Origin of the sequence: Pragia fontium (assembly GCF_900638655.1) — a bacterium.
GTDB lineage: Bacteria > Pseudomonadota > Gammaproteobacteria > Enterobacterales > Enterobacteriaceae > Pragia > Pragia fontium.
Window position 1 is genome coordinate 1,988,309 of the sequence record NZ_LR134531.1, and the last position, 18,829, is coordinate 2,007,137.

Annotated in this window: 16 protein-coding genes; 6 read left to right on the plus strand and 10 right to left on the minus strand. The window is 41.2% G+C overall.

The features are described 5' to 3' along the window. Nucleotides 1-99 precede the first annotated feature (99 nt). A complete protein-coding gene (bioD, locus tag EL341_RS08655; protein ID WP_047782618.1) occupies nt 100-786 on the plus strand; it encodes a dethiobiotin synthase in 687 nt (228 codons plus the stop codon). A gap of 113 nt (nt 787-899) precedes the next feature. Further along, nucleotides 900-1,646, plus strand: a complete 747-nt coding sequence (locus tag EL341_RS08660) for an SDR family oxidoreductase (protein ID WP_126467563.1) — start codon at nt 900-902, stop codon at nt 1,644-1,646. Nucleotides 1,647-1,734: 88 nt separating this feature from the next. Here the strand turns inward: EL341_RS08660 and osmV are convergent, their stop codons facing one another. The 7 genes from osmV to EL341_RS08695 form a co-directional block, all read right to left on the minus strand. Next, entirely contained in the window at nt 1,735-2,871 is a 1,137-nt protein-coding gene (osmV, locus tag EL341_RS08665) for an osmoprotectant ABC transporter ATP-binding protein OsmV (protein WP_047781016.1), read from the minus strand. Then, nucleotides 2,871-3,518, minus strand: a complete 648-nt coding sequence (gene osmW, locus EL341_RS08670; protein WP_047781017.1) for an osmoprotectant ABC transporter permease OsmW — start codon at nt 3,516-3,518, stop codon at nt 2,871-2,873. Before osmW ends, osmV begins: the two co-directional genes overlap by 1 nt. Nucleotides 3,519-3,528: 10 nt before the next feature. Then, complete coding sequence (locus EL341_RS08675; RefSeq protein ID WP_408634895.1) at nt 3,529-4,458, minus strand: glycine betaine ABC transporter substrate-binding protein; 930 nt, start codon at nt 4,456-4,458, stop codon at nt 3,529-3,531. Nucleotides 4,459-4,491: 33 nt separating this feature from the next. Further along, a complete protein-coding gene (locus EL341_RS08680; RefSeq protein WP_114986617.1) occupies nt 4,492-5,208 on the minus strand; it encodes an ABC transporter permease in 717 nt (238 codons plus the stop codon). A gap of 444 nt (nt 5,209-5,652) precedes the next feature. Continuing rightward, nucleotides 5,653-5,991 carry a DUF1161 domain-containing protein gene (locus EL341_RS08685; protein ID WP_114986618.1) on the minus strand — a complete coding sequence of 113 codons (339 nt, stop codon included), beginning with the start codon at nt 5,989-5,991 and terminating at the stop codon, nt 5,653-5,655. 170 nt (nt 5,992-6,161) lie between these two features. Next, on the minus strand, nt 6,162-7,550 hold the full coding sequence (locus EL341_RS08690; RefSeq protein WP_114986619.1) for an L-cystine transporter: 1,389 nt from the start codon (nt 7,548-7,550) through the stop codon (nt 6,162-6,164). Nucleotides 7,551-7,852: 302 nt separating this feature from the next. Beyond that, nucleotides 7,853-8,437: a hypothetical protein gene (locus EL341_RS08695; RefSeq protein ID WP_114986620.1), complete on the minus strand. Its 585-nt coding sequence runs from the start codon at nt 8,435-8,437 to the stop codon at nt 7,853-7,855. Between the two features lie 287 nt (nt 8,438-8,724). On the opposite strand from EL341_RS08695, the gene EL341_RS08700 reads away from it, so the two are divergent. The 3 genes from EL341_RS08700 to EL341_RS08710 all read left to right on the plus strand — a co-directional run bounded on the left by EL341_RS08700 (nt 8,725) and on the right by EL341_RS08710 (nt 10,837). Continuing rightward, the gene (locus EL341_RS08700; RefSeq protein ID WP_126468255.1) at nt 8,725-9,582 is read left to right on the plus strand and encodes a Vmh family MBL fold metallo-hydrolase; all 858 of its coding nucleotides are present in this window, start codon (nt 8,725-8,727) and stop codon (nt 9,580-9,582) included. Between the two features lie 170 nt (nt 9,583-9,752). After that, nucleotides 9,753-10,079: a hypothetical protein gene (locus tag EL341_RS08705; RefSeq protein ID WP_114986622.1), complete on the plus strand. Its 327-nt coding sequence runs from the start codon at nt 9,753-9,755 to the stop codon at nt 10,077-10,079. A gap of 440 nt (nt 10,080-10,519) precedes the next feature. Next, complete coding sequence (locus tag EL341_RS08710) at nt 10,520-10,837, plus strand: hypothetical protein (RefSeq protein ID WP_126467565.1); 318 nt, start codon at nt 10,520-10,522, stop codon at nt 10,835-10,837. A 199-nt stretch (nt 10,838-11,036) separates the two neighbouring features. On the opposite strand, the gene EL341_RS08715 is transcribed toward EL341_RS08710, so the two are convergent. Both EL341_RS08715 and EL341_RS08720 read right to left on the minus strand, forming a co-directional pair. Continuing rightward, nucleotides 11,037-13,451 (minus strand): inverse autotransporter beta domain-containing protein, encoded by a 2,415-nt coding sequence (locus EL341_RS08715; protein WP_164720447.1) that lies wholly within the window; start codon nt 13,449-13,451, stop codon nt 11,037-11,039. An 851-nt stretch (nt 13,452-14,302) separates the two neighbouring features. After that, a complete protein-coding gene (locus tag EL341_RS08720) occupies nt 14,303-14,626 on the minus strand; it encodes a hypothetical protein (RefSeq protein ID WP_126467567.1) in 324 nt (107 codons plus the stop codon). Between the two features lie 334 nt (nt 14,627-14,960). On the opposite strand from EL341_RS08720, the gene EL341_RS08725 reads away from it, so the two are divergent. Then, nucleotides 14,961-15,227, plus strand: a complete 267-nt coding sequence (locus EL341_RS08725) for a DUF2798 domain-containing protein (RefSeq protein WP_114986625.1) — start codon at nt 14,961-14,963, stop codon at nt 15,225-15,227. A 57-nt stretch (nt 15,228-15,284) separates the two neighbouring features. Here the strand turns inward: EL341_RS08725 and EL341_RS08730 are convergent, their stop codons facing one another. Beyond that, nucleotides 15,285-18,107 carry an autotransporter family protein gene (locus EL341_RS08730; protein ID WP_126467569.1) on the minus strand — a complete coding sequence of 941 codons (2,823 nt, stop codon included), beginning with the start codon at nt 18,105-18,107 and terminating at the stop codon, nt 15,285-15,287. Between the last annotated feature and the right edge of the window lie 722 nt (nt 18,108-18,829).

An 18,829-nucleotide genomic window follows, 5' to 3' on the forward strand; every position in this document is an offset into this window, starting at 1 on the left:
AGTGTTGGTTCATTTTTATTTCACGATTTCTAGATTGAGTAACCGGCTAACTGATACGTCTTAACCGTTTTAGTTGAAGGTTTCGGAGTGATTACCTTTATGCCGAATCGATTTTTTGTAACGGGTACCTGTACTGAAGTGGGTAAAACTGTTGTTTCTCGTGCGCTGTTACAATCATTTATAAAACAAGGGAAAAGAGCCGTAGGATATAAACCTATCGCTATTGCTTCTCACAGCACTGAAGAGGGTGCAAGAAATCACGATGCGCTGATTCTGCAATCATCGTCATCTGTTGCCGTGCCTTACGAAGATATTAACCCGATCATTATTGAAAACCACGCAGCGCTGACTTATCACGACGAACCCATGAACTACGCCAGACTTTCCGCTGGGTTAAATAAACTCGGGTCTTTAGCAGATTGTGTTATTGTTGAAGGTACTGGCGGCTGGCGTTTTTTACTTAATGGAATGCGCCCCGTATCTGACTGGGTAATTGAAGAAAAATTACCGGTTATTCTGGTGGTCGGTATTCAGTTGGGCTGTATTAATCACGCAATTCTCACTGCAGAAGCCATTACTCGTGATGGGTTGAAAATTGCTGGCTGGGTAGCAAATCGTATTAACCCCGGTCTGGCATATTACGCCGAGACCATCGCTGCTTTACAACAGAATATCCCAGCTCCACTGATTGGTGAATTACCTTATCTCGGTCGGCCAGAAGAGCGCGATTTAACGGGTTTTATTGATTTGACTCAGATGGCATCGGTTTTATCACCGTCTTACTAATCAAATACCTGACTGATATAAATATAGGTGACTATTCAGATCGTTATTCGTATGCTGATGGCTGCTTATCCGTCACTGAATAGGCTCACTAATAACAGACAAGGGGAAATATTATGGTTGTTTTTGTTACCGGTGCATCGGCCGGTTTTGGTCAGGCTATTGTTAAAAAATTTGTTACTGAAGGACATTATGTTATCGGTGTAGCCCGTCGTCTGGAACGTCTTCAACAGCTTAAAACAGAGTTAGGGGATAAGTTTTTGCCCGTTGAACTGGATGTTTGCGATCGTGAGAAACTATTAGATGTTTTACAAAACTTACCCGCACCGTTTAAGCAAATTGATTTATTGGTGAATAATGCTGGTTTGGCACTTGGGCTGGAGATGGCCAATAAGGCGGACTTTAATGACTGGGTAACCATGATCAATACCAATGTGACCGCGCTGGCTTCCGTCACTCACGCTATTTTGCCGCAAATGGTTGAACAAAACCGTGGACATGTGATTAACATCGGTTCGATTGCAGGTACCTATCCGTACCCTGGCGGTAATGTTTATGGGGCGACAAAAGCATTTGTTAAGCAGTTTAGTCTGAATTTGCGTGCAGATTTAGCCGGTACCGCAATTCGAGTAACGGATGTTGAACCGGGCCTGTGTGGAACTACTGAGTTTTCTAACGTGCGCTTTAAAGGTGATGATACTAAAGCGGCGAGCCTATATGAAAATGTACAGCCATTAACGTCAGCAGACATTGCTGAAACGGTATTCTGGATCGCCAGCCAACCCACTCACGTTAACGTCAATCGCATTGAATTAATGCCGGTAGCACAAAGCTTCTCACCGCTAAAAATAGTGAAAGGCTAGGTCTAACCCCCGACAAAAAGCGCCCTAATTAAAGAGGGCGCTTTTATTTTAGCATTTATCAATTGGTGACAACGTCACCAACATCAATCTAGGCTGATAATTTACGGCGAGTACGACCGGAACTGAGATAGCTGGCGATGTAATCCTGAGATATCTCACCACTATAGCGGCCTTCTTCATCAACTATCGGCATCCATACCATGTTGTGCTCATACAGCTTGGACAATACTACTCGTAAATTCTCTTCCGCCCGGGCAGTTATGGTGATCGGGTGAGTAAAATCCCCGCAAACCCCGTCAGTGCCGCGTGCTTCACGACGCTTAATAAATCCTAGTGGTTTTTCATCATCATTAACCACAATAATAGAACGCATATCGTTGTCATCCATAATACTGAAGGCTTCACTCATCGGCGTTGATCGTTGGACGGTTAACGTTTCCTGCATATCGGTGACATCGCCGGCCTGCACCAATAGCAGGCGTTTAAGGGTTCTGTCCTGACCAACAAAGGAACCAACAAACTCATCCGCCGGTTTAGCCAACAGTTCATCTGGTGTAGCACATTGGACAATTCTTCCTTGGCGGAATACCGCAATTCGGTCACCTAATTTCAGGGCTTCATCAATATCATGGCTCACTAAGATGACGGTTTTTTTCAGCTTACGCTGCATCTCCTGAAACTCATTTTGAATAGATTCACGATTGATTGGGTCAACAGCACCAAAAGGTTCATCCATCAAGAGTACCGGAGGATCCGCAGCCAAAGCGCGAATAACGCCAATACGCTGCTGTTGACCACCGGACATTTCTCTCGGATAGCGCTTTAAAAAGCGCTTGGGATCTAACGCAACCATATCCATTAGCTCACAAGCACGTTCTTGACAGGCTTTTTTATTCCAGCCCAGCATCCTTGGTACGATGGTAATATTTTCTTCAATGGTCATATTGGGAAATAGACCAATTTGCTGGATAACGTAGCCAATTTTTCGGCGTAGCGTTACCGTATCCAAACCTGAAGTATCTTCACCATTTATCAAAATTCGCCCGCTGGTAGGCGTTATCAGGCGATTAATCATTTTCAGTGTGGTGGTTTTACCACAACCGGAAGGGCCTAATAATACGCACATTTCACCTGACGGTACGTGGAGATTCACATGATCAACGGCATTAAGCGCTTTACCACTTTTTTGTTTAAACTGTTTGGTGAGATTTTCTAATTTTATCATTATCGAATTCCTTTGGGCGTTAGGGCGAGTTGTAAACGGTGGAGTAACCAATCCATCGCAATAGCCAGCAAGCTAACCATGATGGCGCCGGCAATCAGCAATCTAGGATCGCTCCGGCTGATACCATGCAGCAGCAATAGGCCCAATCCACCGGCCCCAATCACCGCCGCGATCGCCATAACACCAATATTCATAACTACTGCGGTACGTACACCGCCAAAAATAACCGGAAGCGCCATCGGGATTTCAACCCAACGTAAACGCTGCCAAAAAGTCATACCAATTCCACGACCGGCTTCACGTAACCCATTAGGCAGGTTGCTTAAGGCGATATGGGTATTACGCACAATGGGCAGTAGGGAGTATAAGAACACCGCCGTAACGGCTGGCACCACGCCAATTCCCTGACCAATAATAGAGAATACCGGAATCATTAAGCCAAATAGCGCAATGGAAGGAATGGTTAATACGACTGTGGCCAAACTGAGTATGGGTGTCGCCAACCATTTATAACGTACGATGGTAATACCAAGAGGCACACCGATAACAATCGCTAATCCAACGGCAACACTGACCAACATCATATGCTGACCGGTCAGGCCGGCAATATAGCCCGCGTCTTGCCACATATATGCAAGCGTTTCCATTATTTGCCTCCTAGAGTAATCCGTTGTCTTTTAAGAATTGAGCGGCAACCAGTTCCGCGGATTGATGTTCAATATCCACTTTGGCATTCAATTCAGAAATAACGTCGTTATTTAACAAACGAGATAGGGTATTTAGCGCTTCAGCTAAGCCTGGTGTCGATTTTAGTACGTCGGCTCTAACGGTTGGCGTGACAGCGTAACTTGGGAAGAATCCTTTATCATCCTTTAGTACCAGCAAATCAAAACCTTTAACCCGTCCATCTGTGGCGTAAATAAGCCCGACATCAACAAACCCATCGCGAATCGCGTTATAGACTAAACCGGGATCCATCTGGCGAATTTGCGGACGTTCCAGATTCATCGAATAGGCTTTTTGCATCGGTTTCAAACCATCTGAACGATTAACGAACTCAGGATCAAAGCCAATCATCCAGTTATGTTTTGCATCAGTTTTTTGTATCAGTGAAATGCGTTCAACCAGTTGTGAAAGGGTATGAATATTCTCTTGTTCCGCACGCTTGCGTTGCATGGCAAAAGCATAGGTATTATTCATCTTGGCCGGCTCCAGCCAGATAATTCCCTGTTTACCATCCAGTTCTTTAACCATGTTATAAGTGTCTTCAGCCGACATGGGCTGATTAATATGGTTATAAACAATGAGTGACGTCCCGGTATATTCCCAGGCTAAATCAACCTGTTTATTGAGCATAGCGGTACGAATGATTGTCGATGCCAAATCAGTCTTAGGTGTAATCGCAATGCCTTTAGTTCGCAAATACTGGACGGTTATGGCTGACAAAATATGCTGTTCGGTGAAGTTTTTACTGGCCAGAACCAGTGATTCTGAGTTTGCAAAGCCGCTGAACATGAATAAAGCAGAGAGCATTCCATATCCAATAGTTCGCTGCCATTGTGAACATAATTTTTTGAATTTATTCATAATATTCCATATCTATTGTGGTTTATGCCTTACTTATCGTGCCAATTGAGGACTCAGTAAATAACTCAGGCCGGCAAGGAGCGTATCAAGGGCTAAAGCAATGAACGCTGTCGCGGCGGCTCCCAAGATTAGCAATGGAAAATCATTCAGATATATTCCGGGGAAAATCAGCTCACCATAACTGCTGGCACCAATCAGAAAGGTTAACGGTACTGTTCCAACGTTAATGGCAGCCGACACTCTGACACCTGACATAATGACCGGTAAGGCATTGGGTAATTCCACTTTCATTAAGCGCTGCATAGGGGTCATGCCAATACTGTTGGCGGCTTCAATTAATGAAGGTGGAATCGATCTGAGTCCTGAATAGGTATTACGTACAATGGGTAATAGGGAAGCCAAGAACAGAGCAAAGATAGCGGGTTTATCACCAATACCAACCACCAACATGGCTAAAGCCAGAACGGCTAATGGTGGTAATGTGTTGCCTACGTTAAATATCTGCATGGCTGATTCTGCCCAACGGTGAGCAAATGAACGGCTCAGTAGAACACCACTGGGTAAACCAATAATTAGGGCTAACAGCATCGAACAACCAACCAAAAACATATGCTGCTTACCAAGATAACGAAGATCGTCGGAATGTTGTTTTAATAAGTCGATACCAATGCCATAAGTTAGCAGGGCAAGGACGGCAAAAAGCAACAAACCTCCAATAAGTATTCGTTTTAATAACGCCGATTTATGCATGTCTCCTCCAGATAAGATCAACTATTTTGATGGTGAAAACCATCAGGGAAAGAGAGTTCGTCACTAATAGGAATTAGCCAAACGAAGTGAGGTAAAATATTGTAAATCGCGGATTTTTTTAGCAAAAAATATCGATAAAAAACGGGGTGACAGCATTTCCCCAAACTGCTGACCTTTAAAGGTATAACATCATGATTAAGGTAATGCCAAACTATCAGGTAAATTAACGGTGTTTAAATTTACAGCACTTAGCTGCTCAAGTGCGGTAACATCAGGGTTTGAGGGAGATTGAATTTTTTTTAACACACTAAGTGACAATGTCACCAATAGGTGAAGGGTAAGAATAGGATACCGTCAGAAAGGATATAAAAATTCAGATTAATCGTGAATTCAGTCAACAAGCAGTCAACTCAATACCAAGGTGACTGCTTGTTAAACCCGTTCTTATGGTTGGGTTTGAGATTGAGGGGCTGCTTGTTTCGGTTCTTCTACGACAGGAGCGGGCTCTGGAGTGGTGGCCGGCTGCTGTACCTGAGAGGCATCGCCACGAATATAGATAATTTTCTGTTGGCCTCGATCGCAGTTACCAACAACTTTCCCTTCAGTGGGTTCAGTCTGTTCTGTTGGAATTAAATTCAGCTGAAAGCCGGATTCAGGCACACCATTACTGATAATTTTCTGGGATATCTCCGCCTTGATCTCATCACAGGTTGCAGCAGAGGTGGTAAGAGGTACACCAATAAAAAACGCTGATGCCGTTAGTGCCAGTAATAATTTTTTCATTTTTTCCCCTCAGAGAAGACGTAGTTTGCTTTAGATAGCCAAGAGTAAACGTACTGATTTTATCAGATCGTATCTTTTTTAATTTCAAGCTTCTTCAGGTTTTGTAGAAGTGTGAAACAAGAATGCAGCCCGTAGGCTGCATTCTTAAGTCGTTTATTGATTAGTTGTGATTAACGATGAGCGAGCTCATCATCCTCAGATTCAAACACTGACTTATCGGTTTCTTTCAGGATCTGGCTGGTAATGGTTCCTGCCGTCATCGAACCGTTAACATTCAGGGCGGTACGACCCATATCGATTAATGGTTCAACAGAAATCAGCAGGGCAACTAACGTTACTGGTAATCCCATAGTTGGCAAAACAATTAATGCTGCAAATGTAGCGCCACCACCCACGCCAGCAACGCCAACGGAACTGATGGTTACAATGGCAACCAGCGTTGCAATCCACATTGGGTCAAAAGGGTTAATTCCCACGGTAGGTGCAACCATAACGGCTAACATGGCAGGATAAATACCCGCACAACCGTTCTGGCCAATCGTTGCACCGAATGAAGCAGAGAAGCTCGCAATGGTTTCAGGAACGCCAAGACGACGAGTCTGAGCTTCAACATTGAGTGGAATACTTGCCGCACTGGAACGGCTGGTAAAGGCAAATGTGAGTACCGGTAATACTTTTTTGAAGAATTTAATCGGATTAATGCCGCTAAACGTTAATAAAATACCGTGTACGACAAACATTAATGCCAATGCAATATATGAAGCAATGATAAAGCCGCCAAGTTTAAGCAGGTCATGAATATTGGAACCCGCCACGACTTTGGTCATCAGAGCCAAAACACCATAAGGGGTTAATTTAATGACTAAACGAACCAGCTTCATAACCCAAGATTGTAGCGTATCAATCGCGGTTAAAACCCGCCGTCCCTTAATTTCATCATCTTTCAGCAGTTGTAATGATGCTATGCCCAGGAAAGCCGCGAAGATAACAACACTAATAATAGATGTTGGATTTGCGCCAGTTAAATCTGCAAACGGATTCTTTGGAATAAAGGAAAGAATCAGCTGTGGTGTCGTCAGATCGGCAACTTTACCAATATAATTGGTCTCAATCGCGCCTAAACGAGCCGTTTCCTGAGCGCCTTGAACCAAGCCTTCCGCCGTCAAACCGAATAACAGAGTAATGGCAATACCGATAATGGCGGCAATCATGGTCGTAAAAAGCAAAATGCCGATGGTCAGAAAACTGATTTTACCCAACGAGGAAGCGTTATGTAGTTTAGCAACCGCACTCAGAATCGAAACGAAAACTAATGGCATAACAATCATTTGTAGCAACTGAACGTAGCCATTACCAACAATATTAAACCAAGAGATAGATTCTTTTAGTATTGCGCTGTCTGCACCGTAGACTAACTGCAAACCTAAACCAAAAAAAACACCGACAATCAGACCAACCAGAACCTTTTTCGCTAGGCTCCATTGGGTGCGTCGTGTTTGTGCCAGTAGAAATAGCACTGCAATAAAGACCAGCACGTTAATAATTAATGGTATGTTCATTCCCAACCTCAGTGATCATTCTTATTTTGTACGTATATTAAGCAATTAAGTATTGCATGGCCGTATTGTAACAGTTATGTAATATGACTACTTATAGCAAAAAAGTATTGTTTATACCGTTTAATTGTAGATGAAATAGGAAAACATCAGGATCTAATGATAAAGTCCATTTTAATGAAAATTAAATAATGCATTGATAATAAATGGTTTTTAATAAAAACAAAAATATACTCAACGCGTGTTTGTTGATTTAATAGTCAATAGTGATAACAAAAAGAGTTCTTATCTATCACCAATTATTTTTACTTAACTCTGGAATAAGCAATAATCCAGAATAAAGATTGATGAACGCTAAACTCACCAATAATTTCTGCACCTAATCCTTTAATATGCGCGTCCAAAGAGTGTTGGTTATTTTTATCAATGAAAGCCAAACCTACGTTATAGGCTGGCGCCGGCAAAAATTGCCACATAGCACGGTATAAGTTCTTAAACACCCCAAGCCCTTTAGCCTCAGCAGCAACACAGATTGGTCCAAAAACAAACGGTCTCAGTTGTTCAATGCGCTGACCGTGATAAGAAAGGGTATTTAACACCTTGAGCATCGCATTGACGACGGGTGATGGCGATTGGGTAGTGAAGGGCGACAGTCCCAAAAATCCAATAACTTGACCGCCGTCTTTTTGAGCAATCAATAATCCCAGACTTTCATTCATTGAAGCCAGCATTGGCTCAGTAAAACGTTTATTGAGAAAACCGGTAGAGGCATTAGCACTGGGTGAGTCAGGATAAAAAGGTTCCGCCATGGTTAAAATAGCAGAGTAATCGACCTGAGTTGCTTGCTGATAAGTGATTTGATTTTCAACTAAAAGTAGAGGTGAGGGCATTATGACACCGATATTATGTTAACGTTGACCATGATATTCGTAACCAGAATATTTCCCCTGAATACCGAGAAATACGAGTGTTGTAGTCCATATTACTGACTGTTTGTGCCCGAGCCAAGCTTCTCGCCCAAAGACGACCAAGATGCCCACGTCGCTAATCATAATACCAATAATTTTATTCACCATTACTTTGCGCTTAAAAACGTTATTCCGCCATTATCAGGTGATTAATGAAAAAGTACGTTACACTTTTGTTGTCAGTTAAGACAAAAACAATGGGAGGTTTTATGAAAGTATTAGTTAAACCGGTTGTGGCACTTTCCGCGCTTTTCTGCTCTACGATAATGGCCGCACCGCTCAGCCTGCAGACTTACAACCCACAGGATAAGGGTATTTTTGCAGTATCCTCAACGTTGATAACCGGACCTACTGAAGCCATGCTCGTTGACTCACAGTTCAGTGTCAAGGATGGTGAGAAGCTGGTTAACATAATTAATAAGAGTGGAAAAAAGCTAAAATCAATCCTCATCACCTCCGGTGATCCAGACTTTTATTTCGGCCTTGAACCGATTATCAAGGCATTTCCAGATGTGAAAGTGATTGCAACACCGGAAGTGGTTAAACATATAAATGAAACCAAAGATGCAAAACTGGCTTACTGGGGACCGCAACTAAAAGATGGAGCCCCCAAAAAACTGACTGTTCCTGAGCAAACTAATGATACCCGTTTTTACATTGATGGCGAGGAAGTGGAATTGCGCAACCCGGATTCCTATGCGGCTTATGTATGGGTTCCTTCAGCTAAAGCTATCCTTGGTGGAACCGGCGTGTCTTGGGGCATCCATGTCTGGACAGCGGATACTCAGACAGAAGCCAGCCGGGCCAATTGGCTTAAAGTACTTAACGAAATGTCTGCACTCCATCCTGAAAAGGTTATTCCCGGGCATTATCTTGGACAGCTTCCAGAAAAAGGTCAGGCAATCACTTTCACTTCGGACTATCTGAAAAAAATGGAACAGTCCCTGAAGGCCCATAAGGACTCTAAAGGGGTAATCAGCTCAATGGAAAAAGCCTACCCAGAATTACGTGAAAAAAGCTCACTTGAACTGAGTGCAAAAGTGAATACCGGCGAAATGAAATGGTAACAGGCTGTTTTACCAGCTAAAAATAAATCAGGGTGCGAGGTTTAGCATCCTGATTTTTTTTTAGGTATAGCAACAATTCACTAAATAGGTTGAAACAGCCTGACTTTGTCCATATATGATAATTGGAAAGTCACATACCATATGTGGCTAGAGTATAAAGGATTACTGAAATGGCATATGAGATCGAAAATGCGTTTGATTCTGAAGGAATCTCAAAACATGGTTCACATGATGAAAATACATACTGGTTTTCTTTAAAAGACATACCAGTAATTATCACAGTGACATTATCAAAAGACAAAAGTGCCGGTTATAATTATAAATTAAGCCACTATATTAATACACCGCAACAAATCAGTCCTTATCGACCAAGTCGTCAATGGGGTGACTATAAAGCTTATGCTTTACAACAAGCGGTCTCGGCCATTACAAGTAATTACGATATAGCAGTTAAAAACGGCGATAAACCTTCAATGACATGGCTTGTTCAGGCTTAATTATGTCTACTACACGTTATATACAAAAGCCACCTGCGAGATTTCATCCTCACCGGTGGCTCTTTTGCATAACGTCATTATACGAACCAACTCATATTGAAACGAAGAAATCTTCTTGTCACAGATAGAGATCGACGTCAGCACGGATAGTTTGAATTTAATCGATCACAAACTTTAGCCGACTTAAGTAGCGAGATTAAAAATTCATCGATAGCAACAATGGGATAGCCGTCATCGTCATAATCAACAATTGTATTTATGTGATGGTTTTACTTTGAATAAGTACCAGATTTCGCCTAAGCGCACATTGGTGCGCATAATGTATATTATGTTAAATAGTCTATGGTGATAAATAACTTCATAACGAATTACTAAAAGAAACGTACCTCTCTTCTGCTGGGAGCTATTTTCTTTAGATAGTAAAAAACTAATAATCAGCTATGCCGCAATTAGGAATTTATGTTTCTAAAACTGATCCCAATCTTCGCATTACTGTGACTGACGTCGAGGTTGTAGATGCTGGAAATGATTCTCCTGATGGTGAATTATTTTATTTAGTTAGATGGATTGAAGGAGAAGATGAAAGTGATATGTCAGCGATGGAGTACGAGCTAGACCCATCGGAATGGCTGGCTTTCGTTGAGTCAGAGCAATTAGTGTTTGAGTGCGATCCATACATGGATTCAATCCCCGAAAACTCTCACTTGGCAAGAGTACGGGATTTGCTCATGCAGGCGAAAAAGAATGATCATTCGTAAATCAGTGAAGCTGCCATAAACCACGAGCAAGCCTATCAACACGCCGTTTTTTCGAAACTGGAGGAATGGCGTTCCCAAGAATTTTGATCCCGCAATACCCCTATTCACTCAAACATCATCGACGCTGAAAGTATTAATGATTATTGATGACGATATCGGGTTAGCCCCATCACTAAATACACGATGGAGCTTGTGGAGATTACTCCCCACCACAGGCGTAAGGAAGACGCGACCAGGCATTTTTAGTCCATAGGCCATTTTCAGCCCAAAACACCCAGTTATTATTATCTGAAACGGGTTTTGAAAGGTCATAGGCCGTAGAAGTCCGATAAAATTCACGCATCCAGCCATCATAGACATAGAAATTCCCCCACTGGCTGAACAAATTATTGATAGCACCTTTTGATGAAACGTTTGTTCCTAATGCTTCACAGTTTTTTTGAGCACCGACGTATGAATCACTGGTTATCCCTGATTGCATAAACCAACGTCTGACATTCATTGTAAATGCCACTGTTTGCCCTACGCTATCCTTACCTATGACCAGTACCGTGTATGGATGGTTATTGATGGTGATGATGTCACCCGCGAAGCTTAATGCGTTTGAATCACTGGTCCACGTCACATTGCCTACGGCATTTGTCACGTTAACTTTGAATTTAGCGCCTTTCCAGGCTACCGTAGGTCCGGTCGATTTACTGAAAGAAATGTTATTCTCATTTCCACCGTTTTTATCTACTGCCTCTATTGATTCAATGGCCAATGGTTTCATCACCACAATTTCAGAGGTGCTAGCCTTAACAATATTCGCCTCATCGTCTGGTGCGGTAATATCTACGGAAACAACCGCTACCCCTGATTCTGTAGCGGTGTAATTCGCGTTTAACTCCCCATTATTATCAGTATAAACAGACTGACTATTTACCATCCCTACTCCTTTAACCTGCCAATGAGTCACTTTCGCATGACTCACCGGATGTCCCTGTGCATCGTTTACTTGTACTGTAAGCTGTATTTTTTCATTAGGGGTAAGTTGGTTTCGCTCAGGCGTAATACTGGATTTAATAACCATTTTAAACTCAGTAAAGGTGACGGTATTATTGGTTACGGACTGTTCGTTTACCTTCGCCACAACAATGGCTTGCCCTGCCTCACGACTAGTTAATGTCGCGGTCGCCATACCTTTATCGTCCGTTGTACCATCAGCCTGGATCTCGCCAAGATTATGGTTCCAGGTAATATCCGCATTCGCTACGGCCTTACCCTGACTATCAGTAACTGAAAGTGTATACACAACTCGCTCTTGTCCATCGGCATTAACCTGATTACGATTGGCAATCAGAGCCAACTTATTTTGCGTAGCAAGAGTCGTAATAAGTACATTAGCTAGGTTCGATTTGTTGCCATGGCGGTCAACGGCAACCCCCGATAATTGAACGGGAATCTCCGTGTGCCGGGGAAGTTGTAGTGTGATAGCGCCCTGTTGATTGCTCACTACTTTCCCTCCCATACGTACTAACGCAGTATCATTGAGTTCGATACGCTCTACGCCGTACTTCGATTTCACTCTTGGGATAAATGTATATTGTGTATTTTCATCACCGCTGATATGAGTCGGAAATGCGAGAGTTATCAACTCTTGTTTCCGGTAATCCATCACAATATTATTATTACGATTAACCAAATCTAAACGACTTCCCATCAAGCTGCGTTGTATCGAAACTGCTTGCAAGTCGAGTTGTTTGGTCAGCGTCTCACCAAGTCGGTAGTTAAGTTCGAGATTGAATTGTGTATTGTTTACCCCATTTTTCCCATTCTTAATATCAACGCCCGCCGTAATTAAGGGAACGGGAGTATAGTTCACACCAACGGTAAAAGTGTGGGGATTTTTTTGCTTATCGTCGTGGCTAAAAAGAGCGACGCTATCGCCATAATACTGTTCATAAGAGAATTTAGCGCCCAGTTGAGGGTAAGCGGATAAGTAGGTTTCAGATCGAATATCCCATCCATCCGCTGGACGTTCATCATAATCTTGATGTTGTCGGGATTGATGCCAACCTGACATACCACGATAAAAGTTAGCTGAAAGTTTGAGGTAATCTCGCCATGCTTCAATCCCAACCCCGTAACGTTGATTAGTATTGTTCCAACTGGCGTCATAGAACGCATTATACCCTACCATCCACGACGTGGTGAAATAGCGGTGACCTAAACCGATATTTGACGTAAAGCGCCCATCATTATCCCTAACACCCAACTGTGTAAATAAGACGTTTTCGGTGGAGTTGTAGAGGGGGAACAACACATCAGCAGATGAGTTTTTTAAGGAAAAATCGCTGTCCGTCTGTAACGATATATGTGCTGTGCCAAATTGATGTAACCACGATTCAACATTCTCAGAAGCCACGCCGGAAGCTTGATTTAACAAAACCGACTTAACCGCTTCGTTCGCATTACCCGCGCTCATCGCGGAGCCAAACTGAGAGCTGATTTGAGCAATAGTTTGCTCGTCATTGTTCTGGTTATTATCAGATCCAGCATAAGCAGGAAAAACGGGCAAAGCTAACTGTGTAACAACCAATAAATAACCTATATGCTTCTTGTTTCCCTTCATTGTCAATACTTCCATGTATGTCGTTAATTACGCACTAATCTGCTTACCATTCATTGTTGCCCCAAAATCACGAGTACTCTGAATCCAGAGGGGTTCAATAAAAGATTGGAGCTGGCTATTCTTTATTAAACTAATGATGATAATTCCATACTTTTATTTATAAACTGTATTTTATTAATCTTTTATATAAAAATAGCTAATCTGATTCTTGCATAAGAATGTATTATTTTAAATGCTGATATTATTAAAAAATAAAAATTAATTTTCTTCTAACTTATAATAGTCAGGTTAAAAATATCAAGAAAAATTAATGGATAACTATATGAGTTAAAAAACTTCATCTATACCGCCTCTTTATTTATTTCTTAATAAATAATGAATATCAAGTCGACAAATTTTAGATGATACAGTTGAATGATTAAATCATTAAATCGTTATTACCAATCAAATGAGGGAAACCAATAGACCAAAGCTATTTATTGAGCGGTAAACTAAATAGCAATAATAGTGTTTTTTATATTTATATAATTAAACAACAGCATCATGAAATATTAATTTAATTGTGGATAACATAAGTATAATGAATATGAAAAATTAGATTTTATAATGATATGAAAATAACAACTTTGTCATAACCTATTTAAGATTATTAATTTCTCTCTAATTTAACAGAAAAGATAAAAATCATCCAAAACCTTGCGCCACGGACAAATCGAGTTTAAAATTTAGAGACTACAGACTCTTACCGAAGGACTTACAAGAAAAGGTCATGCTACCTGCACGAAATAAACATGAGTAATTTCAAAACAAAACGTAATATCTTTGCATCCTCGTTCTGCATAATCTTAAATTTATTTCCCAACCTCAATAGGCTCAATATTTTCTTCATAATGACTTAATTCTTTGTTAACGGCATGGTTATTTTTATACTTATTTTTTAGATCTGATAGTTTCTGGTCACTTCTCTTACAATAATAATCAAGCTGATTGTTTAAATCTCTCATCTTATCTATATCTTTTTCACCAGACATCTCTTCTCTAAAGTAATTACACCCCTCTCTTTTCATTATAAAATCCGCAACATCTTGAGGGTATGTATCGCCAACTTTAGGATATACAAATGCGAATAATAAAAATAATACCAATGCTGGTTTCTTTATGTAAAATTTTTTCATAAAATCATTACCATTAGTCTTGTTCTTTTTATAATCTGTAGTTATCCTCTGCAAAACTAAAAAACAGCGGTTTTATTGTCAAACATACAAAGTCATCATTCACTAATTAAACGGTAAGCCGGTGATTAGATTACAGGTACCAACCGCCAGTCCTATTGAGAAATCATAACGTTTCTCGCCAAAACGTTTATTATTTGACAAATAAAGTCCAATTTGTAGAATACTGTCTTCTAAGTCTATAAGACTCGTAAGCGTTTACGTTAATCAACGCATATAACTACTGTGATACACGCAGTTATATGTTGTTGTGTATCGCAAATAAGGAGTCTTTCCCATGTCCTTCCAAGACAGAAATTACATTTTAGGTATTCCTAAACTTCCTGCCCGAGCTATGATTTTCTTGGTTCCTTTTTTCTTATCGTTTGTAATGAGCGGAATTGTTTCTTTTATCAGTACAGTTAAAGCGCTAGGTTTAACACTGATGATGGTATCACCATGGATTAGTTCATGGGGGCTATCGTGGATGATTGCTTTTCCAACTGTCTTATTTGTATTGCCGTTTGCACGTAAGCTTTCATTATTATTCGTGAAGTCTGCATAAGGCCAATAACGTTAGGTAGTGGCCAAAATCTGGCCACTTATTCTTCACAAACTTTAGTTAAAAAGCATACTTCACACCCAAAACAACGCCAGTATTACTATAACCAGCATCACCAAGCTGCTGTGTGACGTTTGTCCAGATATTCAGATGACGGTTCAATTTGCCTTCCATACCCAGCTTTAATTCCCCAATATTACGCGTTCCGTCCTGATAAATATGTAACTCACCCAACTGAGCGCTGGCCTGCTTACTGTTATAAAGCCAGTTAGCCTCAGTATAAACGGTAAATAACTTATCCTGGCCTTTATCCCGTTCACTCACCCCATCCCGCGACAGTTTGATGCCTAAACGCGTTTGAATATTGTCTTTCGCATCAGCTTTAACCCTAGTGCCGTTCAATTCTATATGATTATTCGACGACTGACCGCTCCATGTTGCCTGGGCTTGCGGGGTAATAAAGACCTGACCATTTTGCCCTTGATAGACAGGCAGGCGATAGCCTGATTCAATCGCAGCATTAAAACCATTAATGTTATAGCTTTCGGTCGATAATTGATTACCATTTACGTTGGCATTAAACCAGTTGTACTGTAACCAGCTATCAATATAAACGCCATCGTGGTTTTTAGCATTTTGGTACCAGGTACCGTATACGCCTGCACTATAGCCATTTAAATCACCTTTAGATGATTGACCACTTAAGGTGGACCCAGTATGGCTGCTAATATGACCGTAACCAAACATCACACCGACACCAAGCCGATCGTTTTCAGCCAACCGAGTATCAAAAAGCTCACCACCGCCTTGAATGACGTATTTGTTAGACTGAGTCTTAAGCTGTCCGGAATTATCACGAAAACGGGTATGTGTACCCACTTGGCGTAGCCACATACTGGAGTTTTCTGCCCGCCCCTCGCGATCGGCTAAACGTAGATTAAATAATGAGCTAGCTTCGGTGATATTAGCCAAATAGCTACCGCTTTCAGGTCGTAAAGTGGAACCTTCTTTATTGCCATCAGATAGCGAGGAGCGTAAATACCAATCACCATCTTCAGTACCGAGACTATTTTTATGTAAAAAATACTCATAGGCTCCGACAACCACGCGATTTTTTAAGGTAAAGGTACCATCGGACTGCCCCTTAACCTCAATAATGTTAATACCGTTAATCGTCTCTGCTCCCTGTCCTCCAACATTGTTGATAATAACATCGGTTTGTCCTGAGGTATCCCCATTCACGATGAGCTTATCTGTAGAAGAAGTATCATCACCAAGCTCGGTATTCAATACCAATATGCCGTGCTTACCAGTATAGTTATTGGTTACTGAGAGGGAGGAGCCTGGCATACCATTAAAGGCAATTGAACCGGCATTCACCAACTCGCCCACTTCTTGATTAAAACCGGCTAAGTCCATACTTCCGTTAGTATTAACCGTATATTGAGAGTTAGGGCTGAAGGTATTGTCATTACCAGCTTTCAAACTGCCACCATCAATGGTTGTCAAGCCACTGTAGGTATTTGGCGCAGTGAACGTGGTTACACCAGAGATAAAATCAATTGATCCATTTCCCGTCACCATAGGAGAAAAGATATAATGCTCATCACTTCCTGCCGTGTGGTTAAAGACAATATTGCCATTACCAGAACCAAACGTGATTTCAGGAGCCACTAAAGTTCCTGGGGCGGAAGCGGATTGATTCGCGGCAGCGCCAATATTCAGAGTTCCGTTAGTATCATCGAGCACAGCGATATTAACGCCAGCTAGGGCTGAAACTGTCGCCCCTTCGGCAATGGTTAAAACACCATCCCCCTGATAACTGATAACAAGTCCATTTGTATTTTCCCAGCGCGATCCTGAACCAGTGACAGTAACATCAGCTGTGGAACCTGTATATGCAGCAATAAATCCGTTATATGAAGAAACATAACCGCCATTATTAATAGTCAGTGTTCCATTACCTGCTGCTCCAATGTATAACTCACCGGAATTGTCCCAGTGCGATCCTAAGCCAGTGACAGTAACATTAGCCGTGGAACCTGAACCCGACGCAATAAACCCCGTTTTATCTTCGAGTTTACCGCCATCGCTAACCGTTAAACTTCCGTTGCCACTGAAGGCTACATTAAGCTCTTCAGCAATAGACCAGCGAGATCCCTGACCACTAATAGTGACTTCACCTTTAGAACCGACATAAGGTGAAATCAGCCCATGTTGAGTAACAATAGTACCTCCGCTGTTAACGGTTAGAATACCATGTCCTCCATAGCCAACATCAATCCCATCCGCGTTGATTATCGCACCATCACTAACCTCGACTATAGAAGTAGTGTCGTGAAAGCTAGCGTTACCACCATAGGCAAGCAGCAGCCATTGTGTAAGGTTTAGGCTCGACCCAGTACCGGTTATGGTTAAATAATCGGTTCCCCCTGGATTATTTGCCCCCATAAAAATAGTTGAAGATTTTGGTACCGCTGATAGCATATTAACGGTGGCGCCGTTCTCAATAGTAAGGGAGCCATTCCCCTCATTACCCAGAAATACGCCATTATTGACGTTCCAAACTGAGCCTCGTCCGCTGACGGTGACTGAGCCATTCTGTCCTTGACTGTTTCCTATGGTGGTAACTCCACCTGTAGTTATTAGTTCACCGCCATTGTGAATAATCAGAGACCCGTTAGCACTATCACCAAGAGATAAATTATTAATTGTAAAGCTGGTACCGCTGATGACTGGCCCCTGACTCCCGCTTTGGTTTATTCTTACAAAATCGAAACTTCCTGGTATCCTTCCTGCGTTCCAATTGACCGCACTGCCCCAATCGGTTGAACCGTTATAGTTCCAGTCAATTGTTGCTGTGGCGCCTATAGAGGGAAACATACATAACCATAAGGTTAGCGCTGAATACGAGATAGTTATTTTGGGTAATGGCTGTCTTATCTTAAATTTCACTTGCAATCCTTGTCGATAAATATAGCTCCGATAAAAGCTAACCTTCTAAAAACATTCTTGATTAAACTAACCTAGATAATGTTGTAAATTTATCCGTAAACCGTGTTTGGTTAGCCTGCTATATAAAACAGCTAACTTTTTTTGTATAAGAATAAACAAATAAAACTATATTTAAATTATAATTAAGTAAGAATATTTTAATTGCTTAACATATAAAATTCTACCTATTTTTAGTTTTTTAAGTATTAAGAGTAAGGCATAAATTACACATCAATATGAAAAAATCACAATAACATGAATTTATTTAATTTAATCACCAAAACCTTCTTAAATATTAATTGATTTTACGATTACTCCAATCAGCTAATAGCGTTGCTCCATGAAACAAAAACATCAAGAAAACCAATTAAAGAATAAAAGCTGATAGTTTAAAACGATTATATTGATGAGTGAAGAATTAATTCAAATGAGTGTTTTAAGTCAATTTAGTTTAAAAATTTATAATGGTTATTATGAATTTTATGATGTCTAATTATCATTAAAAATGAATTGACCAAAAAGGCATAATGAGAACAATTAGCTGCACTATTGTCAGATGTTCTGCACTGGACCTGCTCTACTGGTCTCAAGTTCTCGTTAGTTATCCCTTT